Annotated in this window: 17 protein-coding genes and 3 riboswitches; of the genes, 3 read left to right on the forward strand and 14 right to left on the reverse strand. The window is 31.2% G+C overall.

What is annotated here, in order from left to right:
* Positions 1-3 precede the first annotated feature (3 nt).
* The 6 genes from CLMAG_RS17845 to CLMAG_RS17870 all read right to left on the reverse strand — a co-directional run bounded on the left by CLMAG_RS17845 (position 4) and on the right by CLMAG_RS17870 (position 6501).
* Positions 4-723 (reverse strand): energy-coupling factor ABC transporter permease, encoded by a 720-nt coding sequence (locus CLMAG_RS17845; RefSeq protein WP_066625683.1) that lies wholly within the window; start codon positions 721-723, stop codon positions 4-6.
* A 12-nt stretch (positions 724-735) separates the two neighbouring features.
* Positions 736-1839 (reverse strand): pyridoxal phosphate-dependent aminotransferase, encoded by a 1104-nt coding sequence (locus tag CLMAG_RS17850; RefSeq protein ID WP_066625686.1) that lies wholly within the window; start codon positions 1837-1839, stop codon positions 736-738.
* 50 nt (positions 1840-1889) lie between these two features.
* Entirely contained in the window at positions 1890-2879 is a 990-nt protein-coding gene (gene cbiB, locus CLMAG_RS17855; RefSeq protein ID WP_066625689.1) for an adenosylcobinamide-phosphate synthase CbiB, read from the reverse strand.
* 11 nt (positions 2880-2890) lie between these two features.
* Positions 2891-4408, reverse strand: a complete 1518-nt coding sequence (locus CLMAG_RS17860; RefSeq protein ID WP_066625692.1) for a cobyric acid synthase — start codon at positions 4406-4408, stop codon at positions 2891-2893.
* A gap of 274 nt (positions 4409-4682) precedes the next feature.
* Positions 4683-4864, reverse strand: a riboswitch (cobalamin riboswitch).
* Positions 4865-4972: 108 nt separating this feature from the next.
* On the reverse strand, positions 4973-5698 hold the full coding sequence (locus CLMAG_RS17865) for an energy-coupling factor ABC transporter ATP-binding protein (protein WP_066625694.1): 726 nt from the start codon (positions 5696-5698) through the stop codon (positions 4973-4975).
* Between the two features lie 5 nt (positions 5699-5703).
* Positions 5704-6501: an energy-coupling factor transporter transmembrane component T family protein gene (locus CLMAG_RS17870; protein WP_066625697.1), complete on the reverse strand. Its 798-nt coding sequence runs from the start codon at positions 6499-6501 to the stop codon at positions 5704-5706.
* Positions 6502-6904: 403 nt separating this feature from the next.
* On the opposite strand from CLMAG_RS17870, the gene CLMAG_RS17875 reads away from it, so the two are divergent.
* Positions 6905-8554, forward strand: a complete 1650-nt coding sequence (locus CLMAG_RS17875) for a sensor histidine kinase (protein WP_066625699.1) — start codon at positions 6905-6907, stop codon at positions 8552-8554.
* Positions 8555-8872: 318 nt separating this feature from the next.
* Here CLMAG_RS17875 and CLMAG_RS17880 read toward each other — a convergent pair whose 3' ends face one another.
* On the reverse strand, positions 8873-9427 hold the full coding sequence (locus CLMAG_RS17880) for an NUDIX domain-containing protein (RefSeq protein WP_066625702.1): 555 nt from the start codon (positions 9425-9427) through the stop codon (positions 8873-8875).
* Between the two features lie 253 nt (positions 9428-9680).
* Here CLMAG_RS17880 and CLMAG_RS17885 point away from each other — a divergent pair, with 253 nt between their 5' ends.
* The gene (locus CLMAG_RS17885; protein ID WP_066625705.1) at positions 9681-10769 is read left to right on the forward strand and encodes a hypothetical protein; all 1089 of its coding nucleotides are present in this window, start codon (positions 9681-9683) and stop codon (positions 10767-10769) included.
* Between the two features lie 62 nt (positions 10770-10831).
* Here CLMAG_RS17885 and CLMAG_RS17890 read toward each other — a convergent pair whose 3' ends face one another.
* From CLMAG_RS17890 to CLMAG_RS17920, 7 genes are all read right to left on the reverse strand, one after another.
* On the reverse strand, positions 10832-11698 hold the full coding sequence (locus CLMAG_RS17890) for a TPM domain-containing protein (protein ID WP_082831989.1): 867 nt from the start codon (positions 11696-11698) through the stop codon (positions 10832-10834).
* A gap of 6 nt (positions 11699-11704) precedes the next feature.
* The gene (locus CLMAG_RS17895; RefSeq protein WP_066625708.1) at positions 11705-12274 is read right to left on the reverse strand and encodes a LemA family protein; all 570 of its coding nucleotides are present in this window, start codon (positions 12272-12274) and stop codon (positions 11705-11707) included.
* Positions 12275-12469: 195 nt separating this feature from the next.
* A complete protein-coding gene (gene pdxR, locus CLMAG_RS17900; protein ID WP_139264195.1) occupies positions 12470-13915 on the reverse strand; it encodes a MocR-like pyridoxine biosynthesis transcription factor PdxR in 1446 nt (481 codons plus the stop codon).
* Between the two features lie 222 nt (positions 13916-14137).
* On the reverse strand, positions 14138-14965 hold the full coding sequence (locus tag CLMAG_RS17905; RefSeq protein WP_066625718.1) for a MetQ/NlpA family ABC transporter substrate-binding protein: 828 nt from the start codon (positions 14963-14965) through the stop codon (positions 14138-14140).
* 60 nt (positions 14966-15025) lie between these two features.
* Positions 15026-15670 (reverse strand): methionine ABC transporter permease, encoded by a 645-nt coding sequence (locus tag CLMAG_RS17910; RefSeq protein ID WP_066625721.1) that lies wholly within the window; start codon positions 15668-15670, stop codon positions 15026-15028.
* Positions 15660-16697: a methionine ABC transporter ATP-binding protein gene (locus CLMAG_RS17915; RefSeq protein WP_066625724.1), complete on the reverse strand. Its 1038-nt coding sequence runs from the start codon at positions 16695-16697 to the stop codon at positions 15660-15662. Before CLMAG_RS17915 ends, CLMAG_RS17910 begins: the two co-directional genes overlap by 11 nt.
* Before the next feature lie 65 nt (positions 16698-16762).
* Positions 16763-16873, reverse strand: a riboswitch (SAM riboswitch).
* Between the two features lie 179 nt (positions 16874-17052).
* Positions 17053-17955, reverse strand: coding sequence for a D-alanine--D-alanine ligase (locus CLMAG_RS17920; RefSeq protein ID WP_066625727.1), 903 nt, complete (start codon positions 17953-17955; stop codon positions 17053-17055).
* A gap of 174 nt (positions 17956-18129) precedes the next feature.
* Positions 18130-18229, forward strand: a riboswitch (TPP riboswitch).
* 108 nt (positions 18230-18337) lie between these two features.
* Here CLMAG_RS17920 and thiD point away from each other — a divergent pair.
* On the forward strand, positions 18338-19141 hold the full coding sequence (thiD, locus tag CLMAG_RS17925) for a bifunctional hydroxymethylpyrimidine kinase/phosphomethylpyrimidine kinase (protein WP_066625729.1): 804 nt from the start codon (positions 18338-18340) through the stop codon (positions 19139-19141).
* Positions 19142-19219 lie beyond the last annotated feature (78 nt).

Genomic DNA, 19219 nt, shown 5'->3' on the forward strand with positions numbered 1-19219 from the left:
AGCTTACACCTCTCTTAAATCTTTTAGTTCTTTTGATGAGTAGCTTTCTATAAATCCAAATATCATAACAGTTACTATACCTTCTACTATAGCCAAAGGTATCTGTGTTATGGCAAATATTGAAACAAACTTTATAAATGAAGCTAGAACTCCACCAGTATGAGCTGGAAAGGCTAACGCTAGCTGTACTGATGTAGTTAAATAAGTAGTTAAATCTCCAAGCATAGCTCCTAAAAATATTGCTAACTTTTTATTTTTACTCTTCACTACTTTGAATACTAGGAAAGACACTATAGGTCCTACGATTCCCATAGAGAAGACATTAGCTCCTAGCGTAGTTATTCCACCGTGTGCAAGTAATATAGCTTGAAATGTTAACACTAATACTGCTATCACGGCTGTAACAAAAGGACCAAACAACATAGCACTAAGTCCTGTTCCCGTAGGATGAGAGCTGCTTCCTGTAACAGATGGTAATTTCATAGCAGATAATATAAAACAGTATGCTGCTACTAAACCTAAAAGCATTTTTAAATCCCTGCTTTTTACTGTCTTCTTCTTTATTTGCTTTATACCTATAATTATAAAAGGTGCTGAAAGAACAAAGTATACCCCGCACCACATTGGTGGTAGAAATCCTTCTGATATGTGCATTGCATATACATTAGTGCTTAAAGCCATAATCAAGGCTAGACACATGAATAGAGTATTTCTTTTTTTCATATCTTTCTCCCCCTAAAAATGATTTATAGAATTTAATACTTCAATAATTTTTTCATTGCTTTGTCTATCCTTAATTGCAAACCTTACATACTCTTCATTTAACCCCTTAAAATTATCACATTTTCTTATTGCAATTCCTTGTTCTAAGCATAGATCGTATAACTTATTACAGTCCATATTTTTAAGCCTGCATAGTACAAAATTACTATAAGTTGTATAAACTTTTTCTATGAAACCTATATTTTTTAACTTATGTGTTATAAAACTTCTCTCCTCTTCAATCCATTTTAACGACTCTTCTATATACTGCTGATCCTTTAGAACATATTTTACTGCTACTTCTGCAAAACAGTTTATATTCCAGGGATTCTGTTTTTCCTGTATTTTTTTTATTAATTCTCTATTTTTACTTACACCATATCCCATTCTTATTCCTGGCATTGCATAAAATTTTGTCAAAGCCTTTATTATGAAAATACAATGGTTATTTTCCATATCCTTCAAAAGGCTAAATCCTCTTTTTCCTGTGAACTCGCTGAAAGCTTCATCTACTAAAATAACTTTATTATTTTTCTGACAATAATCTATAATGGCCTTAAATTTATCCTTATCTATTACATTTCCATTAGGATTATTAGGATTTCCTATAATTAAAGCTTCTGAATTTTTCATTTTAGAAAGTATATCTTTGTAATCAAAGTCCATATTCTTTTTTAGATAAGAATATTCTATTTCACATTCCCATTTTACAGCATTTTTTTCATATTCAATAAAGGATGGTACCACTATACATATGTTTTTAAAGCAACTAATAGCCAAGTCTATAATTTCAGCCGCACCATTTCCAATAACTATATCTTCTTCATCTATTATATACTTTTGCAAAGATTGATTCTCAGAATCAAAATAGCTGCTACTGAATTTCATATAATTCTTTAGATGCTTTTTTACATTTCTATATTTAACATCTGGATACCTTTCCATACTTTCCAAGGCCTCATTTATGTTTTCTTTAAAGCTACTTGGTACTCCCAGTGGGTTAATATTTGAACTAAAATCTATAAGTTCCTTTCCCTTTAAAATTCCCTCAGTATATACATCTCCACCATGCTCCAATGTTATCACTTCCTATACTATTATTTTCATTTTCTACATTTGTTAGGCTTCTAAAAACAGCTATATGGTAGAACATTAATCACCCAAAATACAATCAGATACAAAACCATCATTAGCGCCTCTGCCGCATACATAAGCTTTATGGAATCATTTATATGTTCAAAGCTTAACTCCTTTACTTTATCTCCAATTGTAGGCTTATACACAACCTCACCAAAATAAACATTGGTACCTCCTAATTGTACTCCCATAGCACCTGCTGCTGCTCCTTCAGGATATGCACAGTTAGGACTTTTGTGATTCTTTCTATCTCTGATCATTATTTTAAAGCTTGTAAATATGTTACCCTTTACTACAAAAGAAACCATACATATGAGAAGACCTGTAACTCTTGCAGGTATAAAATTAAATACATCATCTACTTTGGCTGGAAAAAATCCTATATGTCTATACTTTTCATTCATGTATCCAAGCATTGAATCCATTGTATTTATGCCCTTATACATCATAGCAAGAGGTGCTCCTCCAATAATTGCATAAAACAGAGGTGCTATTATTCCATCCGCTGTATTTTCTGCTACAGTTTCAACATCCGCCCTTATTATCTCCTTATCAGTAAGCTCCTTTGTATCTCTTCCAACTATATATGAAAGCTTTATTCTAGCATCATCTAGGTCCTTATTTCTCAATGCATAATATACTTTTTTTGCTTCCTCACTTAAACACTTTGCTGCTAAAGTCGTCCATATTATTAGAACATTTAGAACAATATATAACCACGTAATTTGCTTTACTAACATAAGAATGGCAAAAGGTATTATAAAAGTTATGGCTGCCACTGTAATTACGATAAATCCTCCAAAGGCTTTTATACCTTTATCAGTTTTACAGAGCTTTCTTCCCTTTTTATCTAAGAAAGCTATAAGCTTTCCTATATATATGATTGGATGTGGAAACCAAATTGGATCTCCAATTATCCAATCTATTATTACTGCTAAAAGTATTGATATAGCATTAATAGCAAAGAAAGATGTTATCAAAATAAATCCTCCTATCTTCTTATACCCATGATATCATAAATTTTATCTATATCCATGTTTTCTCTAACGATATCTGCAAGTGTATCCAATTCTTTTTCTCTGAGATTCTCATAAGTTAAAGAAGCCTTACACTTCATTTCCTTTTGTAATCTGATTTTGTTTATAATATATTCTCTAAAATCCACTCCATCAAATACCCCATGTATGTAAGTTCCCATAATATTTCCTTTTGTATTTATCGCACCATCTTCTATATTAACCTTTTCTCCATTTTTATCCACAATTTTAAATAAAGGTTGTGCACTTTTCCCGTAATTACATACTCCCATGTGAATTTCATAACCGTACACATTAAGTTTTCTATTTTCTGTAGAGTTATCATCTTTATAGGTGTTAAACTCTTCTATGCTCTCCGCATTAACCCTTGTAGTTACCTTTTCTTCTTCGAAAACGGTTTCTATATCTAAAATCCCCATTGCTTCTACTTCTTTTACATCAGTCTCTACACCATATGGATCTTTTATCAGCTTTCCAAGCATCTGATAACCTCCACATACCCCGATTGTAAGTCCTGTTTCACTATATTCTTTAATACGTCTCTCAAGTCCACACTCTCTCAATTTCAATAAATCTTCAATAGTATTTTTACTTCCTGGAATTATAAGCAAGTCTGGAGTTCCAAACTCTTCTACTGAAGTGATAAATCTTACTGAAACATCCTCTTCTATCTTTAACGCATCTAAGTCTGTAAAGTTTGATATATGAGGAAGTTTAATTACAGCTATGTCTATAGGCGCCGTTACCTTTGTATTAAATTCTACTGCACCATCTTCATCCTCAAGTGCTAAATAAAAATAAGGAACTACACCAACACATGGTATATTAACTATATCCTCAAGCATATTAAGGCCTGGTTTTAGTATTTCAACATCTCCTCTAAATTTATTTATTATAGTTCCTTTAACCCTACTTTTTTCTTCTTCTGTAAAAAGTACCATTGTACCAACAAGTGATGCAAAAACCCCACCTTTATCTATGTCTCCAACTAAAAGCACAGGAGCATCAACAAGTTCAGCCATTCCCATATTTACAACATCTCTATCTCTTAGGTTTATTTCAGCTGGGCTTCCTGCACCTTCCATAACTATTATATCAAACTGTTTCTCCATATTTTGAAAGTGCTCTTTAAGCATATCTTTAAATTGAATCTTCATGTTGTGGTATTCCATTGCAGTGCTGTTACTATATACCTTACCATTGACTATAACCTGACACTTTTTATCTGATGTAGGCTTTAAAAGTATTGGATTCATATAAGCTTCTGGTTGAAGTCCAGCTGCATAAGCTTGAAGCACTTGAGCTCGACCCATTTCTTTACCATCCAAAGTTATATATGAATTTAAAGACATGTTTTGTGATTTGAAAGGACACACTGAATATCCATCTTGCTTAAAAATTCTACAAAGTGCTGCAACTAAAGCACTTTTTCCCACTGAAGAACCTGTTCCTTGAATCATTATTTTAGCCATAATAAACTCCCCCTAGTTTTTTATAATTAAAGCTCATTTTCCCAACTATGTAATAAAAAAGCAGTAAACCTTGAAGGTTTACTGCTTTTAACTAAAAAACCGGCCAAAGCCGGAAGCACTCAAATTAAAAGTACTCTCCCTCCGAAAGTTTATCCGATGACTACCCGCTCTAATATTCAGCCTTTTTCAAATATTGAATAAAGAGCGGCTACGTCTTTGGATTCGTTCAACTAAGAATCAGATGGCATTGAAATCCCCTCTGATTCAAGTTTCACTTCATAACACTCACTAGGCAGGTCTCCTGGCTTATGAATCATCCTCACCTTTACCTTCCCCTTGATTAGAGTGGTTTAACAAAGGTTTGTCATCAAATACAGTAGCGGGGGCTGCTGCGGAATTTAACCGCATTCCCTTTTCACCTTCTTTTTAAAAGGCACCTAGACATTTTATTTTCTTTTTCAATTCTAGTTTATTACAATTATTTCTCTCTGTCAAATAAAGCTGCTTTGTTTAAAAGCTGTAGAGAGTACATAAAATTGAAAATTTGAACTTTCTTGTCTGTTGTTATTTTATATTATATTTTACTAAAAAATCGTTATCATTAATAACAGCATCATAACTATCATCTCTTACTATACTGTGTTCTTCTGAAAATACTAGAGCTCTTTTAAAAACACCTTCTACATATTGAAAATCATGAGTAGAACAAATTATTGTCTTACCGCTTAAATTAAGCTTAATCAGAAGTTCCCTTAAAAAATTCTTTCCCTTTGGATCTATACCATTCATAGGCTCGTCCAAAACTAAAACTTCAGGATTCATTGATAACACGCAAGCTATGGCTGTCCTTTTCTTCTCACCGCCACTTAGATTATATGGCTCTCTATATTTAAGATCCTCAATATCTAAAAGTCTTAAACAATCGCATACTCTTCTATCTACTTCCTCTTCATCCAATCCCATCTGTCTTGGACCAAAAGCTATTTCTTCATAAACATTTGAACAGAAAAGCTGTGCATCAGAATTTTGAAATATAAATCCTACCTTTTTATGAAAGGCTTTGGAGAAATTACTATCATCCAACTTTTTACTATTTATCTCCTCACCATTGAAGGAATACGTTCCTCTGGTAGGAAAGATTACTCCATTTATTAACTTTAAAAAAGTTGACTTTCCACTACCATTAGGTCCAATTAATGCTATGGACTCACCTTCTTCAATATTTACATTTATCTCTCTTAAAACCTGTGTATCCTTATACTTAAAATAAACATCTTTTACTTCAATCATCAAAATCACATCCTAGCAAAATAAAAATACATCATTATAATCATCATATTTATAATACAATATATAAAATCCTTTGAATTAAATCCAAACTTAGCATGAGATACATATTCACCAGTAAAACCTCTGCACTCCATAGCTGAATACATTTCATCACCCATTTCCTTTGACTTTAAAAAAAGATTTCCCATTATTTTTGAAAGAGAAGAATACTTACTATTATTTCTTCCAATAGATCTTAACCTTAAAGCATAAAACATTTCTAATGAAAACTCACCAAGAATGTAAATATACTTTATGGTAATATCAAATACAAGTATAAACACATCGGGAATAAAGAAAAATTTTAATGCCTTAGTTATATCATGCCATTTCGTTGTATAAGATAAAACATTTACGGCTATAACAGTACTTATAACTTTTAATAACAGCAATATACTATTGTTAATATTGCCCATTAGTATAGATGGTATAAGCATTACCAAAGTAAATAAAGGCACAATCACACTTAAAGCCAAAACTTTCTTTATGGCTTGAACTTCTAGTAGAGCCACAAGAAGAAGCATGTACACATCTAGAGCTAGTACATATGTAAAGTTCTGAGACATAGATATAAGCACTATATTTAATATGGTAAATATAAGTTTTAGTGTTGGATTTAGTTTGTACATAAAATTACTACTAATATGGTTATTCCTCTTTATTAAAGATAATGTATGAAGAATTCCAACTATGCTTTTATCTATAAATCTGTCTTTATCAGCTTTAGGTATGTAATCATCTTTTTTAAAAAGCCATTCTTCCATAAATATACACCTGCACATTCTACTTTTAAAATCTATTAAAGGTAATTTGGCCCCTAGGCATCAAATAAATCCAATCTGATTCAAATTTTACTTTATGTTAAAAATATATCATATATAGCCAATTAAAGCAATTTATTTATTCTTTCAATTACCTATCATATACTTTTCTTTAAATTGTATAAAATTATTTTGTATATTTAAAAGGAATTTACAGTAATTTTATAGAATATAAAATTTTACTATACTTTTTCAAACTATTATTATAAATTATACTATTAAATTAAATGGATTTATATTAAATTAATATTAATTTATATAAATTTAAAAATATTATGTTTATTTTTACCAAAATGTAGAAGCTTGATATTAAAACTTCAATATATGGATCGGGAGGGAAAGAGCCTTGTCTACTATAAATGATTATTCTACCAATATTAGCAAAAATATTTACTCTAATTTTATGCTTAGCTCTATAATTGAGAAATTGCCTATAGGAGTAATGGTTTTAGATAATCAATTTAATATAACTATTTTCAATTCTATTCAGGAATCAATAACAAAAATGAATTACGAAAGCGTTATAAATAAAAATTTTTTCGATATTTTCCCCTACTTATTTAGTATTGAACTTAATACAAGATTAAAAAATATTTTTGATACAGGAGAATCCATAAGTATAACTGAATTTCCTTTTTATAACTCAAAGGACAATAAAAATTATATATATATTAACATAAATATTAATGTTTTAAAGACTGAAAAAGAGGGACACCAGATCATACTATTTACCATGGAAAAACTTAAAGAAATTGAATCAATCAAAGTAAAAGAAAAAGTCGATTTACCAGAACAAGACGACATTTATTATCGTAATCTTATAGAATTTTTGCCAGCTGCTATCTTTTTGCATATAGAAGGAAAAATAATCTTCTGCAACAGTGCTACAGCTAAATTACTAGGATTCGATTCGCCGGAGGAGCTTATTGGTAGAGAAATCTGTAGCTTTATATCACCTGAATGTCGTGAAATAGTTATTAAAAGAATTGAACTAGTACAAAAATACGGTAAATCTGCTCCTTTAATTGAAGAAAAATTTATTAAAGCAGATGGAACTAATATATATATTCAAGCAACCAGCGGACGTTTTCCCTACAAAGGAATCATGGCGTCACTTTCTGTAGCTCTGGATATTAGTGAACATAAAAAAGCTGAAGAACTCCAAAAAAAGATCAAAGAGAATTATAGATTGCTTTCTGAAGCAAAGAAATTTGATATTTTAAAAACTGAGTTTTTTACAAACATTTCCCATGAATTAAGAACTCCTTTAAATGTAATTTTAGGTGCTATTCAACTTTTAAACTATTACCACAAAATAGGCATAAATGAAGAAAAATCAGATCAATATTTAAATAGTATAAAACAAAACTGTTTTAGAATACTTAGACTTATAAATAACTTAATAGATATAACCAAAATGGACTCAGGCTATTTTGAAATAACACCCTCTAACTACAATATAGTAAACATAGTAGAAAATATAACTTTATCAGTTGCTGAATATGCTGAAAATAAGTCTATAAATTTAATCTTCGATACCGATGTAGAGGAAAAATTTATATCTTGTGATCCTGACAAAATAGAAAGAATCATGTTAAATCTGATTTCAAATTCCATAAAATTTACCAACCCTAATGGAAAAATATTCATAAATATATATGATAAAGGAGATCACGTAATTATTTCTGTTAAGGATACTGGCATTGGTATTCCCGAAGATAATCTTTCTATTATTTTCGAAAGATTCCGCCAAGCAAATAAATCTCTTGCAAGAAATCGGGAAGGAAGTGGCATTGGACTTTCACTTGTTAAATCTCTTGTAGAAATGCATGGTGGAAAAATTTCTGTAAAAAGTTCCTGGGGTAAGGGCAGCGAATTTATAATATCCCTACCTTCAGTTACTGCTAGCGAAAGCATCAGTTCTTTTCCTAACAATCCTATGATGGAAGATTACGCAGAAAGAATAAATATTGAGTTTTCCGATATATATCCGTAAAATATGAAGTAGAAACTTGAATCAGATGGGGTTTCAGTCTACGACCCGGGGCTTTGCCCGTTAAATGCCATTTAGGCATTTAACCCCACCTGATTCTTAGTTGAACGAATCCAGGGACGTAGCCGCTCTTTACTCCCTCTTTGAGAAGAGGGAGTATTAGAGCGGGTAGTGATCGGATAAATAAACATGCACAAAAAACTGTGCATGTTTACTTTTTGCCAGAAATTAATATGACAAATACAGCTATTACTACTAATGTTACAACTACAGATACTACACTGCACATTATGATCATACTTTTTATCATTCAATCATCCCCTAAAAATTATCTAATCCACAAAAGATATACCAAGGTCCTATTCCCATTGCAGTTCCCTTTTTTTGTTCTTCTAAAAGAAAAGCCTTCACGTCATCTCTTTTAACCAAAATAACCTCTATTTCCTCTTCTGCTTCAAGTTGCTGTTTTGGATTCAAATTTTCTTCATCATTTTCATCAATTTCTGCACTTACAACCCTAACTGTATCTGTAAGCAATGCAGCATTAGAATTTATAACTGGACTTATACCCTTTATCTTACCTTTGTAGCCCGTTTCTTCTCTTAGCTCTCTTAAAGCTTCCTCTTCCAGGTTTTCTCCTTCTACTAAACCAGCGGGAAAACCTATTATATAATTGTCTATAGCAGGCCTATACTGCTTTATAAATAAATATCTATTAGACGGAACAAGTTTGCTAACAATCACCACAGACTTATTAGTATTAGTTCTTTCTATACTCTCCCATTTTACTTCATCTCCATTTTCAGTTTTATATGTTGTTTCCTTTAAGGATATCCACTTGCCTTTATACATTACTTTTTCTTCAACTTTCTTCACCTATTTTACCTCCAATTATTAAGTACTTATATATTATTTCTTGTCTTTATTAAATCTTTCCAGCTTATAGAGTCTTTACATATTTATTCTTTTAATACTAATATACCATAATATATTAGTCCATAGACCTATTCTGAAAATTATCCTAAAGTGCAACTTCAATATTTTTATATTAAAGTTACTATTTTATGCATATCCTTATATTAAGTAAAAACTTCATATCTGTTATGAGTAAAAATTCTAGGAGGAACTTATGAAACTTATAAAAAAACTAAATTTAAACTATGTACTATTAATATTTTTAGTCTTTGTTTCCATTATTTTTTCTAAAATAACACTAGATATAAGTGACTTTACTAATGCTTGCACTGTAAAACAAAATCTATCTGTTCACTTCAATTCTGGATTGCTTGTAGGTTTTAGAAATGATGTAGACAAGGATGTTTCAACTTATAGAACTCTTTGGATTACCCCAGATAAGAATAATAATCTCAAAATTGTTAAGGAAATGAACTTTATACTTGTTCCACACAAAGATACCTTTTGGCAAGTAGAACCTATTTACTATAGCTTTACAAATACAGCGGATTCTATTGAGTATCCAGTAGCCCATGCCATTTCCGATAGTTATGTTCCTGGTACCTTTGAATATAAATATAACACTTATAAAAGCAGGTTAGAGTTCGTGGATAGAAATCATGTTTCTTTATCTACATATATAACCAATCATCCTAATAATGAAAATAGCTCTATAAATGAGAGTTGTTCAATAGTTGAATTAGAAAAGTTAACAGAGTTTAAAAATACTGAAGATAGACTAACTATGCATGACGTTTTTAAAGATAAGGCTATTCCTATAATAAAAAAATTCAAAAACGAAAAAATCACCTTAGGTGAAAGCTCTTATAAAAACAGTATAAATACAACTTCCGGTGACACCTGGAACGTAGCTAGAAATGAGGGAAAATGGGTTGCTCAGATAGGTAAAACCTTTAAGTATTCAGGAGATAGCAGTAAGTATATATTATATAATACAGATTTAGATTTACCTCAAAGCATAGTCTCTTATAATGAATTATGTACTAGCTTTTCCTCTATAAAAGATTTGATACCTGACGCAGAAGATGCAATATCTTCCCCAGGCAAAGAAATTCTAGGTGTCTTTACTCCAAATAAATTCACACTGTATCCTTATTTAGATAACAAGATAGGTAAATCCGTTTTAGATATAGACTTAGATGAACATGAAACTATGATTATGGCTCAGTGGGCTAGCGAAAATAGCATTGCGGATTGGACAAATACCTTTAATGCATCTTTCCCTGAAATATCTTCAAACTAGTTATTCCCGAGGAAACTTTAGACTTTCCTCGGGAATAACTTCTTATCCTGTTCTGTACTTCATCACCAGTCTCCTGAAGAACCACCGCCTCCTGAGCTTCCGCCACCAAAACCGCCTCCTCCAGAACTACCTCCACCAAAGCCGCCAAAACCACCGCCGCCGCTTCCTCCTTTAGGTCCTCCGCCCCAAAATGAGCTCCAAAATATCCATGAGAATAAAAAGCTTGTTATTCTAGCTCTATTAAATATAATATCAAGCATAAATATTCCAATAATAAGATAAATAACAATAGGGTTTATTCTTATAACTCTTTCATTTTCTATTGATCTCGTTTCAGTAAAATTTATTTTATTTTCTAAAGTTACATTGTACTCTTTAGCTACCTCTCCAGCAAATATAGTATAAGCATTTTTTAAACCTTCACCATACTGTCCCCTTTGAAAAAGAGGTCTTGCAATGTTATCCATAATTCTTGCAGAATATATATCTGTTATTACACCTTCAAGCCCTCTCCCAACCTCAACTCTCCACTTTTTATCCTGCATTGAAAGTAATATTAATATTCCATTGTCCTTGCTTTTCTGACCTATCCCCCATGTTCTAAAGAGTTCATTAGCGTAAGCTTCTATATTTTTTCCTTCAAGTGAATTTATTGTTACCACAGTCATTTGCGCTGTAGTCTTCTGTTCTAATTCTTTTCCAAGAGCTGCAATATAATTTTTACTCTCGTTATCAATAACACCTACATAGTCATTTACATATTTCAAGCTAGTGGGCTCAGGTATATTTGTCTGACCTTTAACGAAGCAAGGTATTGATACTAATAATATTAAAAAGAATATTATTATACTTACAAAGAGCTTATTTTTTAATAATTTATACTTCAAACTGCTATCTGTAAGTTTTTTATACACTTTTGCTTTATTCATAATTTATTATTGGGTAAAATCCACCTTTGGAACTTCTTTTGCACCCTCACTTGCTTTGTAATAAGGTTTTTGTTCAAATCTAAAAATACCTGAAATTATTGAATTAGGAAACCGTCTTATTGTAGTATTATAGCTTGTTACAACATTATTGTAATCCTGTCTTGCAATGGCTATTCTATTTTCTGTTCCCTCTAAAGCCACTTGTAGGTCTCTAAAATTTTGATTTGATTTTAAATCTGGATATCTTTCTACCACAACTAATAGTCTACTTAGTGCTCCCGATAACTCAGCATCTGCATTAGCTTTATCCGTAACATTTTGTGCTCCTGATAATCTTGCTCTTGCATTTGCAATATCTGTGAATATTGTTCTTTCCTGTGCTGCATACCCTTTAACAGTCTGAACCAAATTAGGAATTAAGTCTGATCTTCTTTGAAGTTGTGTGTCTATATTAGAAGATGCTGCATTAACTTTTTGTTCCTGTCCTATCATAGAGTTATAACTTCCTATTAACGGTAAAAATATAACTGCAATTACTGCTATTATAATTAAAGTCGTTTTTAAGCCTTTACTCAACTTTCTCACCACCATTTAAAATATTACTATTTAGTTTTAGGATTTTTAAAATAAATATACTATAATGCTTTCACCATTCACCTCTACATTTAAGTTCTCTAATCTTTACATATGGCTGCACTGAAAAATTTATTCCAAATAATATGTATTTTATATAAAATCAAAATTTTTTTGCATACAAAAAGGCACTCAAAATTAATATTGAATGCTCTTTTTAACCACTTCTCCAATTATTTTAAATCCCTTTTCTATCTCATCTTTACTAACCCTTGAAAAACCAAGCCTCAAAGTATTAAAGCCACTATCGTCCGTATAAAAAATATCTCCTGGAGTAAAAATAACTCCTCTTGAACAACACTTTTCTAAAACTTCTCTTGAATTTATATTATCTAATTTTATAAAAATATGAAGTCCGCCTTCACCTATTACTTCTTTACAAGGAATATACTTTTTAGCACATTCAACTGCAAATTCGTATTTATCCTTATAAACCTTTCTAGCTTTTTTTATATATCTTTCAAAATTCCCACCATATAGATAATCATAAAACACAGCCTGATCTAAAAATGAAGTATGAATATTTCTGCTTCTTTTTATACTTTCTAAATATCCTATAAGCTTTTTATCCGCTAGTATCCAACCTACTCTTATACCTGGAAACAATATCTTAGAAAAACTTCCTATATATATTACACTGTTTCCTTCCCCACTTAAAGCTGCTATAGGAGACACATGAGTACCAGAATACCTTAACTCCTCATTAAACCCATCCTCAATTATAGGTATATTGTATTGCTTTAAGATTCTATACAGCTTAAGTCTTTTTTCTGCAGACATTATAATTCCTGTAGGATTATGATAAGATGGTATAAAATAAGAAAGCTTAAACTTATTTTCTGCCAACTGGGCCTCTAGATTTTGTAAATTTACACCATCTTTATCAACATCTATGCCTTTTATATCTAAGCCATGCAATCTCATTATCTTTATAGCTGTATTATGTGTAGGGTTTTCACACAAGATCTTATCCCCTTTTTCAGTAACACTAGCTAGAATTAGATCAAAGCCCTCTGTAAATCCGTTAGTTATAAGTAAGTCTTTTCCATTTATGTCTACGCCCTTGTTTTTCATATAGTTCAACAAATACTCTATTAAAGGCTTATATCCCTTTGCATATCCATAGTTTAATATTTTCTCACCTTCAATAGAAATTCTATTTAAAAAAGATTTTTTAAATTCCTCAACATCAAAAAGGCTTTCATCTGGTGCAATGCTTTTAAAGGATATCATTCCTTTTTTCCACTTAGCCTCATGTTTTACTATATCTAGTTCTTCTGAAGCTTTAGCATAGTCATTTACTTGACTATTCCATTCTATACTCCATCCCTCTTGCTGATTTATCTGTACATCAGCCACAAATGCCCCCTTGCCCTTCTGTATATATATAAATCCTTCCTCTTCAAGGAACTCATAGGCACAAATAACAGTATTTCTACTTATTTTCAAAATTGATGACAGTTCTCTTGTAGAAGGAAGCTTTTGATTTTGTCTAAGCATTCCTCTTAAAATCATACCCTTAATATAGTCTTTTATTTGTATATATACCGGCATATTTTTATCTAATTTTATATCAGAAAACAATTGAATTCACCTCAAATACATTTTTACACAAATGATGAAATAAATAAAGGAAAGATTAAAACAATTACTAAATATATATGAATACGAAGTGAAAACTTGAACAAGATGGGAGTATAAGAGCAGGTAGTTATTGTATAAATAAAAAAAGCAACAGGGAAAATGAGTTCCCTACTGCTTTTTAACTCTTATTTGTACATTCTATACTTAATGCTAAATTATTGATTAGAATGCAGGTATTATACTTCCTTGATATTTATCTTCTATAAATTTCTTAACTTCCGCTGAGTTTACAGCTTTATTAAGTGCTTGAACAAATGCTTGATCTTTATCTTTTGTTCTAACAACAATTATATTTGCATATGGTGAATCTTTTGCTTCTATAGCTATGGCATCCTTTGTTGGATTTAATTTTGCTTCAATAGCATAGTTAGTATTTATAACAGCAGCATCTACATCATTTAAAACTCTTGGAAGCTGTGGTGCTTCTAATTCTTTGATTTTAATATTTTTCTTATTTTCAGTGATATCTAATTTTGATACAAGATCACCATCTTTTAATTTTATAAGTCCAGCTGTCTGTAATACTTTTAAAGCTCTAGCTCCATTCGTTGGATCATTTGGTATCGCAATTTCTGCACCATCTTTAATTTCTTCTATCTTCTTAACTTTGTTTGAATATACTCCCATTGGTTCAATATGAACTTTAGCAGTATAAGATAAATCAGTATGTTTTTCCTGATTAAATGTAGTTAAATAAGGCACATGTTGGAAAAAGTTTGCATCAAGCTCTCCATCATTTAATGCTGTATTTGGTGTTACGTAATCTGTAAACTCAACAATTTGAAGATCATAACCTTCTTTTTGAAGTATTGGCTTTACTACTTCAAGTATTTCCTTATGTGGTACTGGTGATGCACCGATTTTTATAACCTTTTTAGTTTCCTTGCTAGCATCATTTTGCTTAGCAGTATCCTGTTTTTGTCCACAACCTGCTAATCCTAAAACAAGTAATGCTGATATTGCTATTGATAAAATTCTTCCCTTTTTCATTTAAAGTTCCCCCTTAATTATATTTATATTTTTATTTAGTATTCACTTAGATTTATTGCATTATTTACTTAATTTTTTATATATAATATCGCCTATGCTTTGGAAAATCTGAACAAGCACTATAAGTATAATAACTGTATAAACCATAATATCAGTTTTGAATCTATAGTATCCGTATTTAATTGCTACGTCACCTAGACCACCTCCACCGATAGCTCCTGCCATAGCTGAGTATCCTACTACACTAATAACTGTTAGTGTAATTCCTAATATTATAGAAGGAAACGCTTCTTTAAGTATAACCTTATGTATTATCTGCCAGTTGCTTGCACCAAAGGATCTCGCTGCTTCTATTATTCCTGAATCAACTTCCTTCATAGCGGATTCTATTACTCTTGCTGCAAAAGGAGCTGCCGCTATAGTTAAAGGTACTATTGCTGCTGTAGTTCCTATTGTTTTTCCAACAAGAAGCTTTGTAAAAGGAAAAATGGCAATCATAAGTATTATAAATGGGAATGACCTTAATATATTTATTATAAAATCTAAAGATTTATATATTGCTTTATTTGGCTTTAATCCCTTTTCATCCGTTATGACAAGTATAATTGCAGGTAAAAATCCTATAATAACTGCCATAATAGTTGATGCTAAAACCATATATACAGTCTGTCCCAATGCAGGAAGTAAAACATCATTAATTAGCATTTCTAACCACCTCCCATGATATACCTTTCTTATCTAAAAAATTACATATGTTTTTTCTATTTTCCTCTGAAGTATTTATAACTAAACTTCCTAATACATTTTCCCTGAACTTTTCAAGCTTTCCCCAAACTATAGAAAAGTCTATATCAAGCTCTCTGGCCATAGAAGTTATTATTGATTGCTGACTGCGTTCCTTTGGGAAGAATATTCTTATGTTTACACCATCCTCTGGTAAGACTTCTTCTTCTCCTAAAAGTTTTTCAAGAGAGGCATCCGGTTTTAAAAACAACTCGTCTACAACTCCTAAGCTTTTTATTTCTCCACCTTCCATAATTGCAACTCTTGAGCATATTTGTTTTATAACCTCCATCTGGTGGGTAACTATAACTACTGTTATATTCAACTTTTCATTTATTTCTTTTATTAAATTAAGTATTGACTTAGTTGTATTTGGATCTAGAGCAGATGTTGCTTCATCACACAACAGTACATCCGGCTCAAGAGCTAATGCTCTTGCTATGGCTACTCTTTGTTTTTGACCTCCACTTAGATCTTTAGGCATGCTATACATCTTATCCTGAAGACCTACTAACTCTAATAAATTTGTTACTCTTTCATTTATTTCTTTTTTGTCTAACTTCCAAACTTCAAGTGGAAGGGCTACATTATCAAAGACGTTTTTTCTATTTAAAAGATTAAAGTTCTGAAATATCATACCAAGACGTCTTCTAAAACTTCTCAATTCTTTTTCACTTAAATCCTTTATTTCATGTCCAATGTTCTCTATGCTTCCGTTATCGCAGCTTTCAGTTTGTAACTCATCCCTGTTTTCCTCTTTTTCTACTGCAATCTTTATACTTCCACTATCATAGGTTTCAAGACCATTTAAACATCTTAGTAGTGTAGACTTTCCAGCACCACTATGTCCAACTATTCCTATAATTTCACCTTTTTCTATATTTAGATTTATATCCTTCAGCACCTGATTGCCTGAAAAACTCTTATTTACATTTTTAATTTCAATCATTTCTTTTCTCCTTTAAAAATAATCAAAGCTCGAGGAAAACCTCGAGCTTAAAAATCTCAATGATCTCCTCATCTTTCAGCATACGCCGTTGGAATTAGCACCACTGTATTATTAAATGAAATAATACTGGTTGCTGGGCTTCATAGGGCCAGTCCCTCCACCTCTCTTGATAAGTTCCAATTTCTTATTCAGTTTACTAGTTAATAATATCAAAGAAATCCTGCATTGTCAATAGTATTGCAAAAATTGTTTTTGACTGTCGTATTTTCACGAAAATGGAAAATGTCTAATGTTTCTAGCTTCAAGTTTAACATATGACTTGATATAAATTAAAACTATATATGGAATTTAGCTTCTATCTTTGTTCTCTTAAAGATACTTCCGTTATTTTATCTAATAACTCAGGGAAAGACATATCTACAGCTTTTGCACTTTTAGGAAATAAGCTATTTTTAGTCATACCAGGTAATGTATTAAGCTCCAGTACATAAGGTACACCATCTTTTATAATCATGTCTACCCTTACATAAACACTACATTTTAGAGCCTTCCAACACTCTAAAGCCATTTCTTCAATTTTCTTTTGAAGCCCTTGTTCAAATTCTACTATTATTTCATCAGACCCTCCATCAGCATATTTTGCTGTATAGTCAAAAAATTCCGATTTAGGTTTTATTGCAATTATAGGAAGCATTTTACCTTCTAGTATGCAACAAGTTATTTCATCACCTTTTATATATTTCTCTATCATAACTTCGTTATCATACTCTAATGCAAGTCTTACCGCACTTTCTATATCTTCCCTTTTCTTAATTAAATTTGTAGCCACACTGGAACCACCACTATTAGGTTTTACGAATACAGGATACTCCATTTTGTCTATAAAATCATAATCAATTTCTTCTACACTTCTTACACTTAACCAATCTGCAGTGTTAACTCCTGTTAATCTTAATATTTTTTTAGATATGTCTTTATCCATACACATGGCACTAGTTAAAGGTCCGCAGCCTGAATATGGAATATTCATTGTTTCAAAAACCGCTTGTATTATACCATCTTCACCGAACTTACCATGTAATGCAATAAATGCAAAATTTATGTCTTTAGCCTTTTCTATTACGTCATCTTTTTTATCTATAATAATTGGAATAACTTCATATTTGTTTTTATCAAAATAACTTGCTATTTCTTTTCCAGAATTTAATGATACTTCTCTCTCTGAGGATACGCCTCCCATAATAACTCCTATTTTCATGTCTACTCCTCCATACAACTTATTATTCCTTCTACTTATATTGTATACATTTAAAGAAATAAAGAAAGTACCACTTATATGATTTTTTATAGTAACTGTGGTTTACTAAATGAAAAATATTTCTAATATTGCAAATTGAAAAAAGTATAGTAAAATAATAGTTAGGAAATTAAATAAATTTTGTGGGGGTGCCTATAGGCTGAGAAGATATTATTCTAACCCTTTGAACCTGATCCAGTTAACTCTGGCGTAGGGAAGCAAGTTATAGTATAACACTGCCTTATTTTTGGCATATTGCTTTTCCGCAATATGCCTTTTTGATTTATACTAACTGGATTATATCCACAAATTTTTCCACATATTAAAAACAGAGGTGATTTACTTGAAAAAAGTATTAACAATTGCAGGTTCCGATAGCTGTGGTGGTGCAGGTATACAAGCTGACCTAAAAGCTATGAGTTCACTTGGAGTATATGGTATGAGTGTTATTACAGCAATAACGGCTCAAAATACAGTAGGCGTTCAAAAGGTAATGGAGGTAACAGACGAAATTATCGAAGCTCAAATCAGATCTATATTTGAAGACATAACTGTAGATGCTGTAAAAATAGGAATGGTTTCAAATAGTAAAACTATAGAAACAATAAAGAACCTTCTTGAAGAATACAGTGCCAAAAACATAGTTTTAGATCCAGTTATGGTGTCAAAAAGCGGATATTATCTACTAAAACCTGAAGCACAAGAAGCTATAAAAGCACTTATTGCTATTGCTGATGTGGTAACTCCAAATATTCCAGAAGCAGAAGTTTTAACTGGAATGAAAATAGAAAATGCAGATCAAATGAAAGAAGCTGCTTTAAGGATAACAGAATTAGGTTCTAAAAACGTGCTTATAAAAGGCGGCCACAGATGTAATGACGCTAATGACATACTTCTCTCAGAAGAAGACTTTATGACTCTTAAAGGCTCAAGAATCGAAACTAAAAATACTCATGGCACAGGCTGTACTTTATCTTCTGCTATAGCTTCACACCTAGCTAAAGGATATAGTGTGCAAGAGGCAGTTTCTCTATCAAAAGAATATATAACTAAAGCTATAGAAAATTCCTTCTCTATTGGACACGGTGTTGGTCCTGTAGGTCACTTTGTAGAGGTTTATAAAAAAGCAGGTATCTCTTTTGAATAAGATTAAACTTAAATCAGATGGAGAGCTGCTAGTCATGAAATAAACTAATGTTACGAACAATAAAATCTTTTCCATTAG

It is taken from the genome of Clostridium magnum DSM 2767, assembly GCF_001623875.1.
GTDB classification, from domain to species: domain Bacteria; phylum Bacillota; class Clostridia; order Clostridiales; family Clostridiaceae; genus Clostridium_AM; species Clostridium_AM magnum.